Annotated in this window: 2 protein-coding genes and 1 pseudogene; all 3 read left to right on the top strand. The window is 76.1% G+C overall.

What is annotated here, in order from left to right; genetic code table 11:
* Positions 1-54: 54 nt before the first annotated feature.
* Positions 55-9,588: pseudogene (locus ACFWA9_RS25825) on the top strand (type I polyketide synthase); the annotation flags it as partial.
* Between the two features lie 54 nt (positions 9,589-9,642).
* On the top strand, positions 9,643-20,337 hold the full coding sequence (locus ACFWA9_RS25820) for an SDR family NAD(P)-dependent oxidoreductase (protein ID WP_380390068.1): 10,695 nt from the start codon (positions 9,643-9,645) through the stop codon (positions 20,335-20,337).
* Positions 20,338-20,495: 158 nt separating this feature from the next.
* Positions 20,496-23,802, top strand: a 3,307-nt coding sequence (locus ACFWA9_RS25815; RefSeq protein ID WP_380390064.1) for a type I polyketide synthase, incomplete at its 3' end; no start/stop codon positions are given.

Below are 23,802 nucleotides of genomic sequence, written 5' to 3'. Positions count from 1 at the left end.
AGGGAGTGACCGCGCGTGTCCGACGAATCCAAGCTCCGCGAATACCTCAAGCGTTCGATCGCCGACGCGCGTGACGTGCGGAGGCAGCTCGAAGAGGTCCAGGAGAAGGCGAACGAGCCCATCGCCATCGTCGGCATGGCCTGCCGGTTCCCCGGCGGGGTCGGCTCGCCCGAGGACCTGTGGCAGCTGGTCGCCGACGGCGTCGACGCCATCGGCGGGCTGCCGACCGACCGGGACTGGGAGCTCGACCGGCTCTACGACCCCGACCCGGAGGCCGCCGGCCACAGCTACGCCCGGGACGGCGGATTCCTCTACGACGCGGGCCTGTTCGACGCGGGCTTCTTCGGCATCTCGCCGCGGGAGGCGCTGGCCATGGACCCGCAGCAGCGGCTGCTGCTGGAGACGGCGTGGGAGGCCTTCGAGCACGGGGGCATCGACCCGGTGGCGCTGCACGGCAGCCGGACCGGGGTGTTCGTCGGGGCGAGCGGCCACGAGTACGGCCCCCGCGTCGACGAGACCCCGGCCGAGGTGGAGGGGCTCGTCCTCACCGGCGGCGCACCCAGCATCATGTCCGGCCGGGTCGCCTACACCTTCGGCTTCACCGGTCCGACGCTGACCGTGGACACCGCCTGCTCCTCCTCGCTGGTGGCGCTGCACCTGGCGGCGCAGGCCCTGCGCAACGAGGAGTGCCCGCTCGCGGTGGCCGCCGGGGTCACGGTCATGTCCACCCCCCGGACCTTCGTGGAGTTCTCGCGGCAGCGGGTCGGCGCGCCGGACGGCCGCTGCAAGTCGTTCTCGGCCGAGGCCGACGGCGCGGGTTGGTCGGAGGGCGTGGGGGTGCTGCTGCTGGAGCGGCTCTCGGACGCCCGTCGGTTGGGTCACCGGGTGTTGGCGGTGCTGCGCGGCAGTGCGGTGAACCAGGACGGTGCGTCGAACGGGCTGACGGCGCCGAACGGTCCCTCGCAGGAGCGGGTGATCCGGCAGGCGTTGGCCAGTGCCGGGCTGTCGGCGGCGGACGTGGACGCGGTGGAGGCGCACGGGACGGGGACGCGGCTGGGTGACCCGATCGAGGCGCACGCGCTGCTGGCGACGTACGGCCAGGACCGTGCCGAGGGCGAGCCGCTCTGGTTGGGCTCGGTGAAGTCGAACATCGGCCACACCCAGCACGCGGCGGGGATGGCCGGCGTGATCAAGATGGTGCTGGCGATGCAGCACGGGGAACTGCCCCGGAGCCTGTACGCGAAGGAACCGTCGCCGTTCATCGACTGGTCGGCCGGGGCGGTGGAGTTGCTGGGAGAGGCCCGGGAGTGGTTCCCGGGTGACCGGCCGCGTCGCGCCGGGGTCTCCTCGTTCGGGATCAGTGGCACCAACGCGCATGTGATCCTCGAAGAGGGGGATCCGGCGGCGGTCGCGGTGGGCGGTGACCGGGCGGCGATGCCGGCGATGCCGGTGGTGCCGTGGGTCGTGTCGGCGCGCTCGCCGGAGGCGCTGGGCGGGCAGCTGGACCGGGTGGCGGAGCTGGCGTCCTCGGGTGACGTCGACCCGGTGGATGTCGGGTGGTCGTTGGCGACGTCGCGGGCGGTCCTGGAGCACCGGGCGGTGCTGCTGGGCGCCGATGTCGTCACCGCCGGAGCGGGTGCGGTTCGGGCGGGTGTGGGGTTCCTGTTCGCGGGCCAGGGTGGTCAGCGGGTGGGGATGGGGCGGGAGTTGTACGAGGCGTTCCCGGTGTTCCGGGCGGCGTTCGACGAGGTGTGTGCGGTGCTCGACGCGCCGGTGGCCGAGGTCGTCGCCTCGGGTGAGGGCCTGGGCCGCACCGGGTTGGCGCAGCCGGCGTTGTTCGCGCTGGAGGTGGCGCTGTTCCGGTTGCTCGCCTCCTGGGGTGTCACTCCGCGGGTGCTGGTGGGGCATTCGGTGGGTGAGATCGCGGCGGCGCATGTGGCCGGGGTCCTGGATCTGGTGGACGCGGGTGCGCTGGTGTCGGCGCGGGCCCGGTTGATGGACGCGCTGCCCGCCGGTGGGGCGATGGTCGCGATGGAGGCGGCCGAGGAGGAGGTCCTCCCGCTGCTCACCGGGCTCGCGGAGGTGGGTGTCGCGGCGGTCAACTCGGCTACTTCGGTGGTGGTTTCCGGTGCGGAGGACGCGGTTCGCGAGGTCGTCGAGGCCCTGCCGGGCCGCCGCACCAAGCGGCTCGATGTCAGCCACGCGTTCCACTCCCCGCTGATGGCCCCGATGCTGGAGGACTTCCGTGCGGTCGTGTCGGGTCTGACCTTCCACCCGCCGCGCCTTGCGGCGGTCTCGACCGTCACCGGCCTCCCGGTCGACGGCGAGTGGTGCGACCCCGCCTACTGGGTGGACCACGTGTCCCGCACGGTCCGCTTCGCCGACGCGGTCGAGGCGGCCGGTGTGGGCGCCTGGGTCGAACTCGGCCCCGACGGTGTGCTCTCCGCCCTCGTCGACGCTGCCGCGCCCGCGCTGCGCGCGGACCGGCCGGAGGCCCGCCAGGCGGTGACGGCCCTCGCGCACGCCTTCGTCCACGGTACGGACGTCGACTGGCCCACCCTGTTCGCGGGCCACGACCCGCGCCTGGTCGAGCTGCCGACCTACGCCTTCCAGCGCGAGCGCTACTGGCTGAAGCCGGCGACACGCACCGGGGCGGGCAGCCCGGCCTCCCGCGATTCCCTGCTCTACCAGGTGGGTTGGCAGCCACTCGACCTGCCGCTCCGGGATGCCGTGCCCGGCACCTGGCTGGTCGTCACATCGCCCGCACCGGACCAGGACGAGCTCCTGGCGGAGGCCGCCCGGCGCCTGGGAACCCTGGTCGAGAACGTCGTCCGGGTCGAGCTCGACCCCGCCGTCGAGCTCGACGAGCAGGCGGTCGCCGGGCTGCTGCGCCGGATCGCGGACGAGGCGCCCCTGGCGGGCGCGGTGTCGCTGCTAGGTCCGCGCGCGGGGGCGCTGGTGGCGGTCGCCCGGGCGCTGGACACGATCCCGCTGTGGTGCCTCACGCGCAACGCCGTGGCGGCCACCGCCGAGGATCCGGCGGTGGATCCGGACGGCGCCGGCCCGTGGGCGGTCGCGCGTGTGCTCGGCTGGGAGCTGGCCGAGAGCTGGGGCGGAGTCGTCGACCTGCCCGCCGCGCCGACCGAGGAGGACTGGAACCGGCTGCGCGACGTGCTGGCCGCCGGCCAGGACGCGGACGACCAGCTGGCCGTGCGGGCCGGGCGGGTCCTCACCCGGCGGCTGCGGCCCGCGCGCGCCGGGGGCAGCGCGGTCAGCCTGAGTGGAACGGTCGCGGTCGTCGGTGACCTCGGGCCCCGGGCCGGTGTGCTCGCGGACTGGCTGCTGGGCATCGGCGCCGACCGGGTCGTCCTGGTCGGAGCACCGGGCGGCACGGGCCAGGCGGACGAGGGAAACGGCGAGCCCGGACTCCCGGACCGGGTCGAGCGCGCGGAGTGGAACGCCGCCACCCGGGCGGAGCTCGCCGGGAGCGTCGTCGTCCTGCTCGAAGAAGCACACGGCGACACCGCGACCCTGACGGCCCAGCAGTGGCACCGGTTGGTCACCGCCCGGACGGAGCAGCTGAAGGAACTGCACGACTGGGCCGGCGCCGGGATGCTGCTGGTGCTCTGCTCCGCCGTCGGCGTCATCGGCGGCGCCGCGTCGCCCACCGTGACCCAGACCGCCGCGGAGGCCGTGGTCCGGCACCGCCGGTCCCTGGGGCTACCCGGGCTGTCGGTGGCCGTCGGCCCGGACGAGGACGGGCCGGGCGCCCTCGGGTTCCGGCCGGTCGGTCTGCGCGAGGCGCTGGGGCTGGTGAGCTCCGGCCGGGAGAACACCGTCGTCGCCGACGTCGACTGGGAGCAGGTGGTCTCGGCGCCGACCGTGGCGCGCGCCCACCGCTTCGTCGCCGAGCTGCCCGAGGTCAGGGCCCTGCTCGGGGCGGACGCCCGGGCACTGCGCGACCGGCTCGCCGGTCTGGCGGACGCGGACCGCCGCCAGGCACTCGTCACCCTGGTCCGGACCGAGGTCGCCGAGGTGCTCGGCTACGCGGAGTCCGGGCCGCTGGAGACCGCCCGCGCCTTCACCGAGCTCGGGCTGACCTCGCTGACCGCCGTCGACCTGCGCAACCGCCTGAACGCGCGGACCGGCCTCCGCCTGGCCGTCTCGCTCGCCTTCGACCGCCCCACGGTCGAGGCGGTCGCGGACCACCTGGCGGCGGAACTGCTCGGTGCGGACGACGCCCAACTGCCCGTCGCACCGGCCGCGGTCACCGACGAACCGATGGCGATCGTCGGCATGGCGTGCCGCTTCCCCGGCGGGATCGGCTCACCGGAGGACCTGTGGCGGGTCGTCGCCGACGGCGCCGACATGATCGAGCCGTTCCCCACCGACCGCGGCTGGAACATCGAGGACCTCTACGACCCGGACGCCGGCGCCCCGGGAAAGACCTACACCGCCGAGGGCGGCTTCCTCCGGGGGGCGACCGAGTTCGATGCCGGTTTCTTCGGGATCTCGCCGCGGGAGGCGCTGGGCATGGACCCGCAGCAGCGCCAACTGCTGGAGACGGCCTGGGAGGCGTTCGAGCAGGCCGGCATCGACCCCGCGGCGCTGCGCAACAGCCCGACCGGGGTGTTCGTCGGCGGCAACGGTCAGGACTACGCGACGTCCATGACCCGCGTCCCGGCCGGTGTCGACGGGTACCTGATGACCGGCAACGCGGCCAGTGTGCTGGCCGGCCGGATCGCGTACGCCTTCGGTTTCACCGGTCCGGCGCTGACCGTGGACACCGCCTGTTCCTCGTCGCTGGTGGCGTTGCACCTGGCGGTGCAGGCGTTGCGCGGTGGTGAGTGTGCGTTGGGTGTGGTGGGCGGGGTGACGGTGATGTCGTCGCCGGGGACGTTCGTGGAGTTCTCGCGGCAGCGGGGGTTGGCGGCGGACGGTCGGTGCAAGTCGTTCTCGGCGGACGCGGACGGGACGGGTTGGTCGGAGGGTGTGGGGGTGCTGCTCGTGGAGCGGCTGTCGGATGCCCGTCGGTTGGGTCACCGGGTGTTGGCGGTGGTGCGGGGCAGTGCGGTGAACCAGGACGGTGCGTCGAACGGTCTGACGGCGCCGAACGGTCCGTCGCAGGAGCGGGTGATCCGGCGGGCGTTGGCGAGTGCGGGGTTGTCGGCGGCGGATGTGGACGCGGTGGAGGCGCACGGGACGGGGACGCGGTTGGGTGACCCGATCGAGGCGGAGGCGCTGCTGGCGACGTACGGGCGCGGGCGGGACGCGGACCGGCCGCTGTATCTGGGGTCGGTGAAGTCGAACATCGGGCATACGCAGGCGGCCGCGGGTGTGGCCGGCGTGATCAAGATGGTGATGGCGCTGCGCAGCGGTCTGCTGCCGCGGTCCCTGCACCTCGACACCCCGACACCCCACGTCGACTGGTCCAAGGGCGCCGTCGAGCTGTTGAGCGAAGCCCGGGAGTGGGCTTCGGGCGAGCGTCCGCGACGTGCCGGCATCTCCTCCTTCGGTGCGAGCGGCACCAACGCGCATGTGATCGTGGAGGAGGGGGATCCGGCGGCGGTCGCGGTGGGCGGTGACCGGGCGGCGATGCCGGTGGTGCCGTGGGTGGTGTCGGCGCGGTCGGCGGAGGCGCTGGGCGGGCAGCTGGCCCGGGTGGCGGAGCTGGCGTCCTCGGGCGACGTCGATCCGGTGGACGTGGGCTTCTCGTTGGCGACGTCGCGGGCGGTGTTCGAGCACCGGGCGGTGCTGCTGGGCGCCGATGTCGTAAGCGCCGGAGCGGGTGCGGTGCGGACCGGTGTCGGGTTCCTGTTCGCGGGCCAGGGTGGTCAGCGGGCTGGCATGGGGCGGGAGTTGTACGAGGCGTTCCCGGTGTTCCGGGCGGCGTTCGACGAGGTGTGTGCGGTGCTCGACACGCCGGTGGCCGAGGTCGTCGCCTCGGGTGAGGGCCTGGGTCGTACGGGGTTGGCGCAGCCGGCGCTGTTCGCGCTGGAGGTGGCGCTGTTCCGGCTGCTCGCCTCCTGGGGTGTCACTCCCCGCGTGCTCGTGGGGCATTCGGTGGGTGAGATCGCGGCCGCGCATGTGGCCGGGGTCCTGGATCTGGTGGACGCGGGTGCGCTGGTGTCGGCGCGGGCCCGGTTGATGGACGCGCTGCCCGCCGGTGGGGCGATGGTCGCGGTGGAGGCGGCCGAGGAGGAGGTCCTCCCGCTGCTCGCCGGGCTCGCGGAGGTGGGTGTCGCGGCGGTCAACTCGGCTACTTCGGTGGTGGTTTCGGGTGCGGAGGGCGCGGTTCGTGCGGTCGTCGAGGCGCTGCCGGGCCGCCGCACGAAGCGGCTGGAGGTGAGCCACGCGTTCCACTCCCCGCTGATGGCCCCGATGCTGGAGGACTTCCGTGCGGTCGTGGCGGGCCTGACCTTCCACCCGCCGCGCCTTGCGGCGGTCTCGACCGTCACCGGCCTGCCGGTCGAGGGCGAGTGGTGCGACCCGGCCTACTGGGTGGACCACGTGTCCCGCACGGTCCGTTTCGCGGACGCCGTCGCCGAAGCCGGTGTGGGCGCCTGGGTCGAACTCGGCCCGGACGGTGTGCTCTCCGCCCTCGTCGACGCTGCCGCGCCCACGCTGCGCGCCGACCGGTCGGAGGCACGCCAGACGGTGACGGCTCTCGCGCACGCCTTCGTCCACGGTACGGACGTCGACTGGGCGGCGCTGTTCGCGGGCCACGACCCGCGCCTGGTCGAGCTGCCGACGTACGCCTTCCAGCGCGAGCGCTACTGGCTGGAGCCCGTCGCGGGTGACGTCGCCTCCGCCGGACTCACCGACGCCGCCCACCCGCTGCTCGCCGCCGTGGTCGAACTCCCGGACGGCGGGACGGTGCTGACCGGGCGGATCTCCCTCGCCACCCACCCCTGGCTCACCGGCCATGCAGTCCTGGGTTCGGTCCTACTGCCGGGCTCGGCCTTCGTCGAGCTGGTGCTGACGGCCGGGCGACGCGTCGGCTGCCCGAGGCTGGAGGAGCTGGTGCTGTCCGCTCCGCTGGTGCTGCCGCGTTCGGGGGCCGTCCAGCTCCAGGTCGTGGTGGAGGCTCCGGACGGTTCGGGCAGCCGGGCCGTGGCGGTGTACTCGCGGCCGGCCGCCGACGACGCCGATCCCGAGTGGACCCAGCATGTGACGGGTTCGGTGGGTGCGGCCGAGGCGGACCCCGGCGCGGGGGCCGACCAGCCGGCCGGCGATGCCGTCGAGCGCGATCTTACGGGCCTGTACGAGGAGTTGACCGCTCGGGGCTACGCCTACGGCCCGGTGTTCCAGGGCCTGCGACGGCTCTGGAAGGCGGGTGACGAGGTCGTCGCGGAGATCGAGCTGCCCTCGGGCGCGCCCGGTGCGACCGGCGACTACGTCCTCCACCCGGCCCTGCTGGACGCGGTGGTGCACCCGTTGCTGCCGGGCGTGGTGGACGACGAGCGGGCGGCCGGGCTGCCGTTCGCCTGGAGCGGGGTGAGCGTGTTCGCGCCGGGGACGTCGCGGCTGCGGGTGCGGATCGTGCCGGTCGGTTCGGACACGGTGTCGTTGCACATGGCGGACGACGGCGGTCGGACGGTCGCCAGGATCGACTCCCTGGCGTGGCGGGAGGTGACCGCGGATGCCGTCCGGTCCGCCGGTCACGACGCGCTGTTCGAGGTGGTGTGGCAGCCGGTCGAGCCGGTGTCGGCGGCAGGCTCGGCGGAGTCCACCGCGACGTGGGCGGTGCTCGGCGCGCCGAGTGACGAACTCCCGCTCCACTACGCCGATGTGGCCGCGCTCGGCGCCGCGCTCGACACGGGGGCGCCGCTGCCGCCGGTCGTGCTGGCCCGGCTGGCCGCCGGTGACCCGGCCGACCCGGCCACCACGGTGGGTGACGCGCTGGAGCTGGTCCAGGCCTGGTTGGCGGACACGCGGCTGACCGGGGCCCGGCTGGTGGTCGTCACCACCGGCGCCACCGGCACCACCAGCACCACCGCTCCCACCGGCCCGGACGCCACCGGCCCCGCCGCCGTCGACCTGGCCGCCGTCGACCTGGCCGGAGCCGCGGCCTGGGGCCTGCTGAAGTCGGCGCAGACCGAGCACCCCGACCGGCTGGTGCTGGTCGACGTCGACGACCTGGACGCGGCCTGGCCGCTGCTGCCGGGCGCGGTGGCCTCCGGCGAGCCGCAACTGGCCCTGCGGGCAGGCAGCGTACTGGTCCCCAGGGTGGCCCGGCCGTCGGCCGGGGGCGACGCCCCGGTGGCGTTCCCGGCCACGGGGACGACGCTGATCACCGGTGGTACCGGTGTGCTGGGCGGGATGTTCGCCCGCCACCTGGTGCGCGCCCACGGCGTCCGCCGGCTGCTGCTGGCCGGCCGCCGGGGCCCGGACGGACCGGGCGTCGCCGAACTCGTCCGGGAGCTGGAGGAGTCGGGCGCCGAGGTCGAGGTGGTGTCCTGTGACGTGACGGACCGGGCGGCGCTGGCCGCGCTGCTGGCCGCCGTCCCCGCCGAGCACCCGCTGACCGCCGTCCTGCACCTGGCCGGGGTGGCCGACGACGGCGTCATCGACTCGCTGACCCGCCGCCGGGTCGCCGACGTGCTCGCGCCCAAGGCGGACACCGCCTGGCACCTGCACGAGCTGACCCTCGGCCTGGACCTGTCGGCGTTCGTCGTGTTCTCCTCGGTCGCCGCCACGTTCGGGGCGCCCGGACAGGGCAACTACGCGGCCGCCAACGGTTATCTGGACGCCCTGGCGCTGCACCGCCGGGCCCGGGGCCTCCCGGCGCTGGCCCTGTCCTGGGGCCTGTGGGCACGGGAGAGCGGCATCACCGGCCGTCTCGGCGCGGCGGACCTGCGCCGGCTCGCCCGGGCCGGGATCATCGCGCTGGACGACGCCACCGGCCTCGACCTGTTCGACGCGGCGCTCGCGGCGGGGCGGCCGTGGCTGCTGCCGATGCGGCTGGACACCAAGGCCCTGCGGGCCCAGGGCGAGGCGATGCCCGCGGTGCTGCGCGGCCTGGTCGGCCGGCCCCGGCGGGCCGGCGCGGCGGCCGGGGCACCCGAGGAGACCCTGGTGGACCGGCTGGCGCGCACCGCACCGGAGGACCGGGACGGGCTGATCGACGAGGTGGTGTGCCGCGAGATCGCGGTCGTCCTCGGCCACGCCGGGGCCGACGGGATCGACCGCGACCGGACCTTCGCGGAGCTGGGTTTCGACTCGCTGACCGCGGTGGACCTGCGCAACCGGCTGACCGCCCTGGCGGGGCGGCGCCTGCCGGCCACGCTGGCCTTCGACTACCCGACGCCGACCGCGCTGGTGGGCTACCTGCGCACCGAACTGCGGGCGCGGGTGCCGGAGGCCGGCCACCCGGTGCTGGACCGGCTGGAGGCGCTGGAGGCCACCACGGGCACGACCGGGCTCGACCCGGCCACCCGGGAGCGGGCGGTGGAGCGGCTGCGCGCGCTGCTCTCCCATTGGACGGCCGACACCGAGGCGGCCCAGGTCACCGAAAGGCTGGCCGACGCCTCCGCCGACGAGGTCTACGACTTTGTCACCAGGGAACTCGGGATCTCCCTCAGCTGAGCACGTCTGTACGCGACACCGATCGGGGCGGAAGAGATGGCGAACGACGAGAAGTTGCTGAACTACCTGAAGCAGGTCTCCGCGGACCTCTACCAGGCCCGGCACCAGCTGCGGGAGTTCGAGGAGCGGGACCAGGAGCCCATCGCGATCGTCGGGATGGGGTGCCGGTTCCCCGGTGGGGTGGCCTCGCCGGAGGACCTCTGGCGGCTGCTGGCCGACGGCGGTGACGCGATCACCCCGTTCCCCACCAACCGGGGCTGGCCGACCGACCTGTTCGACCCGGACCCGGACCGCACCGGCAAGACGTACAGCACGGACGGCGGATTCCTGCACGGAGCCGGGGAGTTCGACGCCGAGTTCTTCGGGATGAGCCCGCGGGAGGCGATGGGCGTCGACGCCCAGCAGCGGCTGCTGCTGGAGACCGCCTGGGAGACGCTCGAACGGGCCGGGATCGACCCGACCTCCGTCCGGGACCAGCCGCTCGGGGTCTTCACCGGGGTGATGTACGCGGACTACGGGGCCCGCTTCCTGACCGCGCCGGAGGGCTTCGAGGGCTACCTCGGGCACGGCAGCGCGGCGAGCATCGCCTCCGGGCGGATCGCCTACAACCTGGGCCTGACCGGCCCCGCGATCACGGTGGACACCGCCTGCTCGTCGTCGCTGGTGGCGCTGCACCTGGCGATCCGGGCGCTGCGGGCGGGCGAGTGCTCGATGGCCCTGGCCGGCGGCGTCACCGTGATGTCCTCCCCGGCGGTCTTCGTCGAGTTCTCCCGCCAGCGCGGGCTCTCCTCCGACGGCCGCTGCAAGTCCTTCTCGGCCGCCGCGGACGGCGTCGGCTGGTCCGAGGGAGTCGGCCTGCTGCTGGTCGAGCGGCTGTCGGACGCCCGGCGCAACGGGCACCAGGTGCTCGCGGTGGTGCGCGGCTCGGCGGTGAACCAGGACGGCGCGTCCAACGGTCTCACCGCGCCGAACGGCCCCGCCCAGCAGCGGGTGATCCGGCAGGCGCTGGCGAACGCCGGGCTGACCCCGGCCGACGTGGACGTCGTCGAGGCGCACGGCACCGGCACCCGGCTCGGCGACCCGATCGAGGCGGAGGCCCTGCTGGCCACCTACGGGCGCGAGCGGGCCGGGGACCGGCCGCTCTACCTAGGGTCGGTGAAGTCCAACATCGGGCACACCCAGGCCGCCGCCGGCGTCGCCGGCATCATCAAGCTGGTCATGGCCCTGCGCAACGGCGTCCTGCCGCGCACCCTGCACGTGGACGCCCCCTCCCCGCACATCGAGTGGGAGACCGGGGCCGTCCGGCTGCTCGACCGCGAGCAGGCCTGGGCGCCGGGGGAGCGGCTCCGGCGGGGCGCCGTGTCCTCGTTCGGCATCAGCGGCACCAACGCGCACGTGGTGCTGGAGGAGGCACCCGAGGACGCGCCGGAGGCGGCCGAGGAGCCGGCCGCCGGGCCGGACCGGACGCCGGCCGTGCTGCCCTGGGTCCTCTCCGCCCGCAGCGCCGCCGCCCTGCGGGCGCAGGCGGCCCGGCTGGCCGCCTGGCCCGCGCCCGACCTCGCCGACGCGGGCCGGTCGCTGCTCGCCACGCGCGCCGCGTTCGAGCACCGGGCGGTCGTGCTCGGGGCCGACCACGCGGAGCTGGTGGCCGGGCTCACCGCGGTGGCCGAGGACTCCGCCGGAGCGGTCGTGGGTGCCGCCGGCGCGCCCGGCGGCACCGTCTTCGTCTTCCCCGGCCAGGGCTCGCAGTGGCTCGGCATGGCCGCCGAACTGCTCGACGGCTCACCGGCGTTCGCCGCCGCGATGGCCGAGTGCGACGAGGTGATCGGCGAGCTGACCGGCTGGTCCGTGCTCGACCTGCTGGCCGAGACCGAGGACGAGTCCGCCCTGGCGCGCGTCGACGTGGTCCAGCCCGCCCTGTTCGCGGTCATGGTGTCGCTGGCGGCGGCCTGGCGGGCGATCGGCGTGGCTCCGGCCGCGGTGATCGGGCACTCGCAGGGCGAGATCGCGGCCGCCTGCGTCGCCGGCGCGCTGTCGCTGCGCGACGCGGCCCGTGTGGTGGTGCTGCGCAGCCGCGCGCTGACCGAACTGGCCGGCCTCGGCGGCATGGCGTCCGTCCCGCTGCCCCTCGCCGAGGTCGAGGAGCGGATCGCCGGGTACGGCGGGGCGCTCTCGGTGGCGGCCGTCAACGGCCCCCGGACGGTGGTCGTCTCCGGCTCCGCCGCCGAACTCGACGACCTGCTCGCCGTACTGACCGCCGAGGACGTCCGGGCCCGCCGCATCCCGGTGGACTACGCCTCGCACTCCGCGCACGTCGAGGGCATCCAGGACCGGCTGCTGGCCGAACTCCGGGACCTCGCACCGCGGTCCGCCGACACCCCGCTCTGGTCCACGGTGACCGGCGAGTGGCTGGACACCGCGGGGATGGACGCCCACTACTGGTACGAGAACCTGCGCCGCACGGTGCGCTTCGCCGACGGCACGGCGGCCCTGCTGGACTCCGGGCACCACGCGTTCGTGGAGCTCAGCCCGCACCCGGTGCTCACCATGGGCATCGGGGAGACGGCCGAGGAGCGCGGCGCCGAGCACGCCGTCGTGGTCGGCTCGCTGCGCCGCCACCACGGCGGCCTGCACCAGTTGCTGACTAACGCGGCCGCACTCCACGTGCGGGGCGTGCCGGTCGACTGGACGGCCCTGCTCGGCGGCCCGCGCCGACCGGTCGAGCTGCCCACCTACGCGTTCCAGCACACCGACTACTGGCTCCGCTCCGACGGCTCGGTGGGCGACGTCACGGCCGCCGGCCTCGGGCTCGCGGGCCACCCGCTGCTCGGCGCCTCCGTCGAACTGGCCGGCGGCGGCGTCGTCCTGACCGGCCGGCTCTCGCTGAGCAGCCACCCGTGGCTCGCCGACCACGCCGTGCTGGACACCGTGCTGCTGCCCGGTACCGGGCTGGTCGAGCTCGTCACCACGGCCGGCGACCGGGTCGGCTGCGGCCGGATCGAGGACCTCACGCTGACCGCACCGCTGCTGCTGCCCGCCCAGGGCGCCGTCCAGCTCCAGGTCGTCATCGGCCCGGCCGACGAGCACGGCCAGCGCGAGGCGTCCGTGCACTCGCGGCCCGAACCGGCCGACGGGGCGGAGCCGGTCTGGACCGGCCACGCCACCGGTGTGGTCGCCCCCGGCGCCGGGGCACCCGCCGAGGTGGGAGCCTGGCCGCCGCCCGGCGCGGTCGAGGTGGACCTCGACGGCGTCTACGCCCGGCTGGCCGGGCTCGGCCACGGCTACGGACCGCAGTTCCAGGGCCTGCGCCGGGTGTGGCGGCGCGACGGCGAGCTGTTCGCCGAGACCGCGCTCAGCCCGGAACAGACCGCCGAAGCGGGCCGGTTCGTGCTCCACCCCGCCCTGTTCGACGCCGCCCTGCACCCGCTGCTGCGCGGTGTCGTCGACGACGGCCGGCACGGCGGCCTGCCGTTCGCGTGGAGCGGCGTCGAGGTGCACGCCTCCGGCGCCACCCGGCTCAGGGTCCGGCTCACCCCGACGGGGCCCGACTCCGTCGCGCTGGCCCTCGCCGACGCCGACGGCGCGCCCGTCGCCACCGTCGCCACGCTGACCTGGCGCGAGGTCGACCCGGCGGCGCTGCGCGGCGCGGCCCGCGACCACGACGCGCTGTTCCGGATCGACTGGCGTCCGGCCACCGCCACCCGGCCGGCGCCCGAGCGGCCGGTCCTGCTGGCCGGCGCGGACCTGGCCGGGGCCTTCCCCACCGCCACCGGGCACCCGGACCTGGCCGCGCTGCGCCGGGCACTGGACGACGGCGCACCCGTGCCCGAGCTGGTCCTGACCGGCCTCGCGCCGGGCACCGGCGACCCGCTCGCGGACACCCACACCGCCGTCACCGGGACGGCCGCCCTGCTCACCGACTGGCTGTCCGACGAGCGGCTGGCCGGTACCCGGCTCGCCGTGGTCACCCGGGGGGCCGTCGACGGCACCGACCTGGCGGCCGCGAGCGTCCGCGGTCTGGTGCGGGCCGCCGTCACCGAGCACCCCGGGCGCTTCCTGCTCGTCGACTCGGCCGACGGCTCCGCGACGGGCGCCGGGACGGCGCAGGCGTCCTCCGACGCCTGGGCGGCGGCCCTGGCCGTCGACGAGCCGGAGGTCCTGCTCCGCGACGGCGCCGTCCTGGTGCCCCGGCTGGCCCGCCTGCCCGCCGCCGACTCCGACACCGACACCGACACCGACACCGTTACCGACACCGCCGCCGACACCGTTACCGACACCGCCGGGGCCGGCCCGTTCGACCCCGACGGCACCGTGCTGGTCACCGGCGCCACCGGTGCCCTCGGTACCCGGCTCGCCCACCACCTGGTCCGCGAGCACGGGGTGCGGCACCTCCTGCTGGTCAGCCGCTCCGGCCCGGCCGCGCCCGGCGCCGCCGCCCTGCGGGACGAGCTGGCCGCGCTCGGCGCCGAGGCCACCGTGGCGGCCTGCGACGTCGGCGACCGGGCCGCGCTCGCCGCCCTGCTCGCCGCCGTCCCCGCCGACCGGCCGCTGCGCGCGGTCGTGCACACCGCCGGCGTCCTCGACGACGGGCTCGTCACCTCGCTCACGCCGGAGCGGTTCGCCGCCGTGCTGCGCCCGAAGGCCGACGCGGCCTGGCACCTGCACGAGCTCACCCGGGAGCTCGACCTCACCGCCTTCGTCCTCTACTCCTCGGCCGCCGCCACCTTCGGCGGCGCGGGCCAGGCCAACTACGCGGCGGCCAACGCCTTCCTCGACGCCCTGGCCGCCCACCGAGCCGGGCTCGGCCTGCCGGCGACGACGCTCGCGTGGGGGCTCTGGGAGTCCGGCGGCGCGATGACCGGCGAACTGACCGGCACCGACCGCGAACGGATCGCCCGGGCCGGTATGCGCCCGCTCGGCGACGCGGACGGCCTCGCCCTGTTCGACACCGTGCTGCGGGAACGCCACACCTGGGCGCTGCCCACCCGGCTCGACCTGGCCGCCCTGCGCGGCCTCGGCAGCCAACTCCCGCCCCTGCTCGGCGGGCTGGTCCGGCCCACCGCGCGCCGCGGCACCGCCGGAACGGGCGAGAGCGCCTCCGCCCTGGCCGGCCGGCTGGCCGGGCTCGCTCCCGCCGACCGCACCCGGGCCCTGGCCGACCTCGTCCGCACCCAGGTCGCCGAGGTGCTCGGGCACCGCGACGGGTCGGCCATCGAGGCGGACCGGCCGTTCACCGAGCTGGGCTTCGACTCGCTGACCGCCGTCGAACTGCGCAACCGGCTCAGGAACGCGACCGGCCTGAAGCCCTCCGCCACCCTCGTCTTCGACTACCCGAGCGTGGCCGCGCTCACCGCCCACCTCGACGCCGAACTCGGCGGCGTGGCGGCGGCCGGCCCGGCGCCCCTCCCGGTCCCGTCCGCGGCCTCGCCCGACGACGACCCGATCGTCATCGTCGGCATGGCCTGCCGCTACCCCGGCGGGGTCGGCTCACCCGAGGACCTGTGGCAGCTGGTCACCGACGGCGTGGACGCCATCCGGCCGTTCCCCGCCGAACGCGGCTGGAGCATCGAGGACCTGTACGACGCCGACCCGGACGCGCCCGGCAAGACCTACACGGTCGAGGGCGGCTTCCTGGACGACGTGGACCGGTTCGACGCCGGGTTCTTCGGGATCTCCCCGCGGGAGGCCCTCAGCATGGACCCGCAGCAGCGCCTGCTGCTGGAGACCACCTGGGAGGTGTTCGAGCACGCGGGCATCGACCCGCAGTCGCTGCGCGGCAGCCAGACCGGCGTCTTCGCCGGCATCAGCGGCCAGGACCACGCGGGGATCCTCGCCAAGGCCCCCGAGTTCGAGGGCTACCTGCTGACCGGCAGCGCGGGCGCGATCGCCTCCGGCCGGATCGCCTACACCTTCGGCTTCACCGGTCCGACGCTGACCGTCGACACCGCCTGCTCCTCCTCGCTGGTGGCCATCCACCTGGCGGCGCAGGCGCTGCGCAACGGCGAGTGCTCGATGGCGCTGGCGAGCGGTGTGATCGTGATGTCCACCCCGACCCTGTTCGTGGAGTTCTCACGGCAGCGGGTCGGCGCGCCGGACGGCCGCTGCAAGTCGTTCTCGGCGGCCGCCGACGGCGCGGGCTGGTCCGAGGGCGCGGGCGTGCTGCTGCTGGAGCGGCTCTCGGACGCCCGGCGGCTCGGCCACCGGGTCTGGGCGGTGCTGCGCGGCAGTGCGGTGAACCAGGACGGTGCGTCGAACGGTCTGACGGCGCCGAACGGTCCCTCGCAGGAGCGGGTGATCCGGCAGGCTCTGGCCAGCGCCGGGCTGTCGGCGGCGGACGTGGACGCGGTGGAGGCGCACGGGACGGGCACCCGGCTGGGTGACCCGATCGAGGCGCAGGCCCTGCTGGCGACGTACGGGCGCGACCGCGACGCGGACCGGCCGCTCTACCTCGGGTCGGTGAAGTCGAACATCGGCCACACCCAGCACGCGGCGGGGATGGCCGGCGTGATCAAGATGGCGCTGGCGATGCAGCACGGCGTCCTGCCCCGGACGCTCCACCTGGACGAGCCCAGCCCCTACGTCGACTGGTCGGCCGGGGCGGTGGAGTTGCTGGATGAGGCCCGGGAGTGGTTCCCGGGTGACCGGCCGCGTCGCGCCGGTGTCTCCTCGTTCGGGATCAGTGGCACCAACGCGCATGTGATCCTCGAAGAGGGGGATCCGGCGGCGGTCGCCGTGGGCGGTGACCGGGCGGCGATGCCGGTGGTGCCGTGGGTCGTGTCGGCGCGGTCGGCGGAGGCGCTGGGCGGGCAGCTGGCCCGGGTGGCGGAGCTGGCGTCCTCGGGTGACGTCGATCCGGTGGACGTGGGCTTCTCGTTGGTGTCGTCGCGGGCGGTGTTCGAGCACCGGGCGGTGCTGCTGGGCGCCGATGGCTCCGAACTCGTCGCGGCCGAGCCGGTGTTGTCCTCGCCGGGCGCGGTGCGGACCGGTGTGGGGTTCCTGTTCGCGGGCCAGGGTGGTCAGCGGGTAGGCATGGGGCGGGAATTGTACGAGGCGTTCCCGGTGTTCCGGGAGGCGTTCGACGAGGTGTGTGCGGTGCTCGACGCGCCGGTGGCCGAGGTCGTCGCCTCGGGTGAGGGCCTGGGCCGCACCGGGTTGGCGCAGCCGGCGCTGTTCGCGCTGGAGGTGGCACTGTTCCGGCTGCTCGCCTCCTGGGGTGTCACTCCGCGCGTGCTGGTGGGGCATTCGGTGGGTGAGATCGCGGCGGCGCATGTGGCCGGGGTCCTGGATCTGGTGGACGCGGGTGCGCTGGTGTCGGCGCGGGCCCGGTTGATGGACGCGCTGCCCGCCGGTGGGGCGATGGTCGCGGTGGAGGCGGCCGAGGAGGAGGTCCTCCCGCTGCTCACCGGGCTCGCGGAGGTGGGTGTCGCGGCGGTCAACTCGGCTACTTCGGTGGTGGTTTCGGGTGCGGAGGACGCGGTTCGCGAGGTCGTCGAGGCCCTGCCGGGCCGCCGCACCAAGCGGCTCGATGTCAGCCACGCGTTCCACTCCCCGCTGATGGCCCCGATGCTGGAGGACTTCCGTGCGGTGGTGTCGGGTCTGACCTTCCACCCGCCGCGCCTTGCGGCGGTCTCGACCGTCACCGGCCTCCCGGTCGACGGCGAGTGGTGCGACCCCGCCTACTGGGTGGACCACGTGTCCCGCACGGTCCGCTTCGCCGACGCGGTCGAGGCGGCCGGTGTGGGCGCCTGGGTCGAACTCGGCCCGGACGGTGTGCTCTCCGCCCTCGTCGACGCTGCCGCGCCCACGCTGCGCGCCGACCGGCCGGAGGCACGCCAGACGGTGACGGCCCTCGCGCACGCCTTCGTCCACGGTACGGACGTCGACTGGGCGGCGCTGTTCGCGGGCCACGACCCGCGCCTGGTCGAGCTGCCGACGTACGCCTTCCAGCGCGAGCGCTACTGGCTGGAGCCGGCGGCCGGGGGCGATGTGTCCTCGGCGGGGCTGTCCGACACCGGGCACCCGCTGCTCGCCGCCTCGGCCGAACTCCCGGACGGCGGAGCGCTGCTGACCGGGCGGATCTCCCTCGCCACCCACCCCTGGCTCGCCGACCACGCGATCGACGGGGTGGTCGTGCTCCCCGGTTCGCTGCTGCTCGACCTGGTGATCGCCGCCGGTGACCGGGCAGGCGCGCCCCGGGTGGCGGAGGCGACGGCGACGGTGCCGCTCGCCCTGCCGGAGCAGGGCGCGGTCCGGGTCCAGGTGGTCGTCGGGGCGGCGGACGGCGCCGGCCTGCGGTCGGTCGTCGTGCGGTCGTGCCCCGAGGCGGGCGACGGAGAGGAATGGACCGTCCATCTGACGGCCGCCGTCGGTGCCGAGCGGGAGCCGGTCGCTCCGGTGGTCTGGCGGCCGGGCACGGAGCTCGCCGCCGACACGGTGGCCGAGCGGATCGCCGACCAGGGCATCGCGTACGGACCGGCGTTCCCGGGGCCGCGGCGGGTCTGGCAGGAGGAGGCCCGGGTGTGGGCCGAGGTCGAACTGGCCGAACCGGGGGCGTTCGTCCTGCACCCGGCGCTGTTCGACGCGGCGGTCCGGGCGTGGACCGCCGCCCGGGACGCGTCGGGGCCGCTGGTGCCGGTGTCCTGGACGGAGGTGCAGGTGCACGCCGCCGGGGCCACCGCCGTCCGGGCCGTGATCGGCCGCGCGGGGGCGACGGGGGCGACGGAGTCGCACCAGGACACGGACGCGGACACCGTCTCCGTGGTCCTGACGGGCCACGACGGCATGGTGGTCGCCTCGGCCGGTTCGGTGCGGCTCGCGCCGGCGCCGTCCGCCGGGCGGCGCGGCGAGCCGGACGCCCTGTTCCGGCTGGAGTGGCAGCCGGCCGCCACCGCGGCGCCGGTGGACCGTGCCGACTGGGCGGTCCTCGGCGACCGGCCCGGCGGCCCGGAGGGCATCCGCGCGTTCGCCGGTCTCGGTGCGCTGGCCGCCGCGGTCGACACCGGCACGGCAGTGCCGCCGGTGGTGCTGGTCCGGGTGGCGGCGCCCGCCGGGGACGTACCGGCCGCCGCCCACACGGCGGTCCGGGAGGCGCTGGCGCTCGTCCAGGAGTGGCTGGCCGACGAGCGGTTCGCCGAGTCCCGGCTGGTGTTCGTCTGCGCCGGGGCGACCGACGGCGGCGATCCGGTGGCCGCCGCGGTCTGGGGGCTGGTCCGCTCCGCGCGGTCGGAGCACCCGGGCCGGTTCGGGCTGCTGGACGCGGACCTGGACCGGGCGGCGGACACGGCCGCGCTGGCCGCGGTCCCGCTCGGGGCGGAGACGGAGGTGGCCGTCCGGGACGGCGCGCCGCTGGTGCCCCGGCTGACCCCGGCGGTCCGGGCCGAACAGGCCGAACAGGCCCCGGACCGGGCGTTCCCGGCCCTGGACCCGGCGGGCACGGTGCTGGTCACCGGCGCCACCGGCGTGCTGGGCCGCCTGGTGGCCCGTCATCTGGTGACGGCCCACGGGGCCCGCCGGCTGCTGCTGATCAGCCGGAGCGGTCCGCGGGCCGAGGGCGCCGAGGAGCTGCGGGCCGAGCTGACCGGGCTGGGGGCGGAGGTCGTCCTCACGGCCTGCGACGCCGCCGACCGTGACGCGCTGGCCGGGCTGCTGGCCGCGATCCCGGCGGCGCACCCGCTCACGGCCGTCGTCCACACGGCGGGCGTGCTGGACGACAGCCTGATCACGTCGATGACCGCCGAACAGGCGGCCGGGGTGCTGCGCCCGAAGGTGGACGCGGCCTGGCACCTGCACGAGCTGACCCGCGGGCTGGACCTCTCGGCCTTCGTGCTGTACTCCTCGGCCAGCGGTGTGCTGGGCGGCGTCGGCCAGGCCAACTACGCGGCGGCCAACGCCTTCCTGGACGCGCTCGCCGCCCACCGGGCCGGGCTCGGCCTGCCCGCGACCTCGCTGGCGTGGGGCCTGTGGGCCGACGCCAGCGCGATGACCGGGCACCTCTCGGAGGTGGACCTGCGCCGGCTGGCCCGGGGCGGGCTGGTGCCGCTGACCGCGCGGGACGGCATGGCGCTGTTCGACGAGGCCGTCGGCACCGGTGAGCCGCTGCTGGCGGCGGTCCGCTGGGACGTGGGCGCGCTGCGTGCGCAGGGGTCGGCCCTGCCGTCGGTGCTGCACGGTCTGGTCCGGGGCCCGTCCGGCCGTCGGCAGGCCTCGGCCGGCCGCTCCGGGGCGCTGCTGGACCGGCTCGCCGCGGCCGGCGCGGCGGAGCGCGACCGGATCCTGCTGGACGCCGTGCGGGAGGCGATCGCGACCGTGCTCGGTCACGACGGCACCCAGCGCGTCCAGCCGGACCGGGTCCTCTCGGAGCTGGGGTTCGACTCGCTGACCGCGGTCGAACTGCGCAACCGGCTCGGCCTGCTGACCGGGCTGCGGCTGCCCACGGCGCTGGTCTTCGACCACCCGACGGCCGCGGCGATCGCCGCCCACCTGGCCGAGCGCCTGGTGCTGCCCGGTACGCGGGAGGACCACCCGGTGGCGAGCGTCGGCGAGGAGCTGGACCGGCTGGAGGCGGCGCTGGCCGCCACCTCGGTGACGGACCTGGACGGCCGGGCGGTCGCGACCAGGCTGGAGACGCTGCTCGCCCGGTGGCGGGACTCGATGGCCCGCCCCGAGGAGGCGGCGGACTCGGAGCGGATCGCCAGCGTCTCGGTGGACGAGCTCTTCGACATCATCGACGCCGAACTCGACCCCCAGTGACGGGACAAGTGACCGGTCCGGTGACCGGTCCGGTGACCGTGCCGGTGATCGGACCAACGGCCGACCCGGCGGCCGAAGCGGCGCCCGGGCCAGTGACCGTCCCGGTCGCCGGCCCGGGGAACGACCCGCACACGACGCAGCACGGAAGGGAACGACAGGTGTCGGAGCAGGACAAGGTCGTCGAGTATCTGCGACGGGTGACCGCCGACCTCAAGCGGTCGCGCCAGCGGGTGCGCGAGCTGGAGGACCGCGAGCACGAGCCGATCGCGATCGTCGGCATGGCCTGCCGCTACCCCGGCGGGGTCCGGTCGCCGGAGGACCTCTGGCGGCTGGTGGCGGACGGGCGCGACGCGATGTCGGAGTTCCCGACCGACCGGGGCTGGCCGGCCGACCTCTACCACCCGGACCCGGACCACCCGGGCACCACCTATGCGCGGGCGGGCGGATTCCTGTACGGCGCACCGGAGTTCGACGCCGGGTTCTTCGACATCTCGCCGCGCGAGGCGCTCGCCATGGACCCCCAGCAGCGGCAGCTGCTGGAGACCGCGTGGACCGTCGCGGAGGGCGCCGGGATCGACCCGCTGACCCTGCGCGGCAGCGACACCGGGGTGTTCGTCGGGGCGATGTACCAGAACTACGCGCTGCGGCAGAGCACGGTGCCCGAGGAGGTGGCGGGTTACCTGATCAGCGGCAGCGCCGACAGCGTCGTCTCCGGCCGGATCTCCTACGCGATGGGGCTGGTGGGCCCGGCGGTCACCGTCGACACGGCCTGCTCCTCGTCGCTGGTGGCGATCCACCTGGCCGCCCGGGCCCTGCGGGCCGGCGAGTGCTCGCTGGCCATGGCGGGCGGCGTGACGGTGATGTCGACGCCGACGCTGTTCATGGAGTTCTCCCGCCAGCGCGGGCTGTCCGCCGACGGCCGCTGCAAGTCGTTCGCGGCGGCGGCCGACGGGACGGGCTGGTCCGAGGGCGTCGGCCTGGTGCTGCTGGAGCGGCTGTCCGAGGCACGGCGCAACGGCCACCGGGTGCTCGCGGTGCTGCGCGGCAGCGCGGTGAACCAGGACGGCGCCAGCAACGGGCTGACCGCGCCGAACGGGCCGTCCCAGCGCCGGGTGATCCGCCGGGCCCTGGCCGACGCGCGGCTGACCACGCAGGACGTGGACGTGGTGGAGGCGCACGGCACCGGCACCCGGCTCGGCGACCCGATCGAGGCGGAGGCGCTGCTGGACACCTACGGCCGGGACCGCCCGGACGGCCCGCCGCTGTACCTGGGCTCGGTGAAGTCGAACATCGGACACACCCAGGCCGCCGCCGGGGTCGCCGGGGTGATCAAGGCGGTCATGGCGATGCGGCACGGGGTGCTGCCCCGGACGCTGCACGTGGACGCGCCGTCCCCGCACGTGGACTGGGCCTCCGGCGCGGTGTCGCTGCTGGCCGAGCCGGTGGCGTGGCCGGAGACCGGGCGGCCGCGCCGGGCGGCGGTGTCGGCGTTCGGGATCAGCGGCACCAACGCGCACCTGGTGCTGGAGCAGGCCCCGGCGGTCGAGGAGCCGGCCGAGGAGCCGGCCGAGGGGCCGACCGGGGAACCGGCCGACGGGGCGGTGGCGCGCGGCACGCTGCCGTGGGTGGTGTCCGGGCGCGGTCCCGAGGCGCTGCGCACCCAGGCGGCCCGGCTCGCCGACTTCCTGACCGCCGGGTCCCTGACCGCCGGGTCCGCGCCCGGACCGGTCGACGTCGCGTGGTCGCTGGCCACCACCCGCCCGGCGCTGGAGGACCGGGCCGTGGTGCTGGGCGACAGCCCGCAGGAGTTGCTCGACGGCCTGCGGGCCCTCGCGGCCGGCACGGCCCACCCCGCCGTCGTGCGGGCCGAGGGCGCGGCCGGGACGGGCCGCGGGGTGGCGTTCCTGTTCACCGGCCAGGGCGCCCAGCGGGCCGGGATGGGCACCGGGGCGGCCGAGGCGTTCCCGGTGTTCGCGGCGGCGCTCGACGAGGTGTGCGCCGCGTTCGACCCGCTGCTGGGCGTCCCGCTGCGGGAGGCGATGGCCACCGGGGTCGCCGCCGACGGCCGGTCGCTGGACCGGACCGATCTGGCCCAGCCCGCGCTGTTCGCCCTCCAGGTCGCGCTGGTCCGGCTCGCCCGGTCGTGGGGCATCCGGCCGGCGGCCGTGGCCGGCCACTCGATCGGCGAGCTGACGGCCGCGTACGTCGCGGGCGTCTGGTCGCTCCCCGACGCCTGTGCGGTGGTGGCGGCCCGCGGCCGGCTGATGCAGGCGCTGCCGACCGGTGGCGCGATGCTCGCGGTGCAGGCCGAGCCGGACCGGGTGCTCGGCTGGGTGGCCGAGCAGGAGGCCCGGACCCCGGGGCAGCTGGCGGTCGCCGCGGTCAACGGCCCGACCTCGGTGGTGGTCTCCGGCCGGGCGGACGCGGTCGAGGGGGTCGGCCGGGTGGCCCGCGCGGCGGGCTGCCGGGTCAAGGCGCTCACGGTGAGCCATGCCTTCCACTCGCCGCTGATGCGGCCGATGCTCGACGCGTTCGGCGAGGTGCTGGCGGGGGTGACCACCCGGTCGCCCGAGCTGCCCGGGGTCGCCGCGGTGACCGGCCGGTGGAGTGACGGGCCGTCCTGGGGCTCGGCGGCCTACTGGGTGGACCAGATCTGCGCGCCGGTGCGCTTCGCGGACGTGACGGCCACCCTGCTCGCGGACGGGTTCGACACCTGCCTGGAGGCGGGCCCGGACGGGGTGCTGTCGGCGCTGGTCGCGGAGTGCGCCTCGGCGGTCCGGGCCGCCGCGGCCGGCCCGGCCGGCGAGCTGCCGGGCGTCCCGCTGGCCGTGCCGCTGCTGCGCCGGGACCGCCCGGAGCGCGGCGCCGCGCTGGCCGCCGCCGCGGCCCTGTTCACGGCCGGCGTCCCGGTCGACTGGGCCGGGGTGGTCTCGGCCGGGACCGACGGCAGCCCCCGGCGGGTGGACCTGCCGACGTACACGTTCCGGTCCGACCGGTACTGGCTGTCGCACGAGGAGGGCGCCGACCCGGCCGGCCCGGCCGGGCGGACCGACCCGGAGTTCTGGCGGCTGGTGGACCAGGGCGACCTCGAAGGGCTCACCGCCGCACTGGAGTTGACGGGCGACGTGCCACTGAGCCGGGCGCTGCCCGCGCTGTCGGCCTGGCACCACTCGCGGCAGGCCGGCGAGCAGGCGGCCGACTGGCAGTACCGCACACGCTGGCAGCGGCTGCCCGAGGCCGACCTGGCGGACCTGGCTGCCCTGGCCGACCCGACCGCCCCCGCCGGCGCGCCCGGCCGCTGGCTGGTCGTCGTCCCGGAGGGGGACGGCGACCGGCCGTGGGCGGCGGAGGTGGTCGCGAGCCTGCGCGGGCGCGTCGAGCCGGTGATCGTGCCGGTGGCCGCTCGCGCGGAACTCGCCGACCGGATCCGCGCCGCCCTCGCCGACACCCCGGCCGCCCCCGCCG

The organism is Kitasatospora sp. NPDC059973 (assembly GCF_042737525.1).
Lineage (GTDB): Bacteria > Actinomycetota > Actinomycetes > Streptomycetales > Streptomycetaceae > Kitasatospora.
This window is presented reverse-complemented; position numbering and strand designations above follow the sequence as displayed.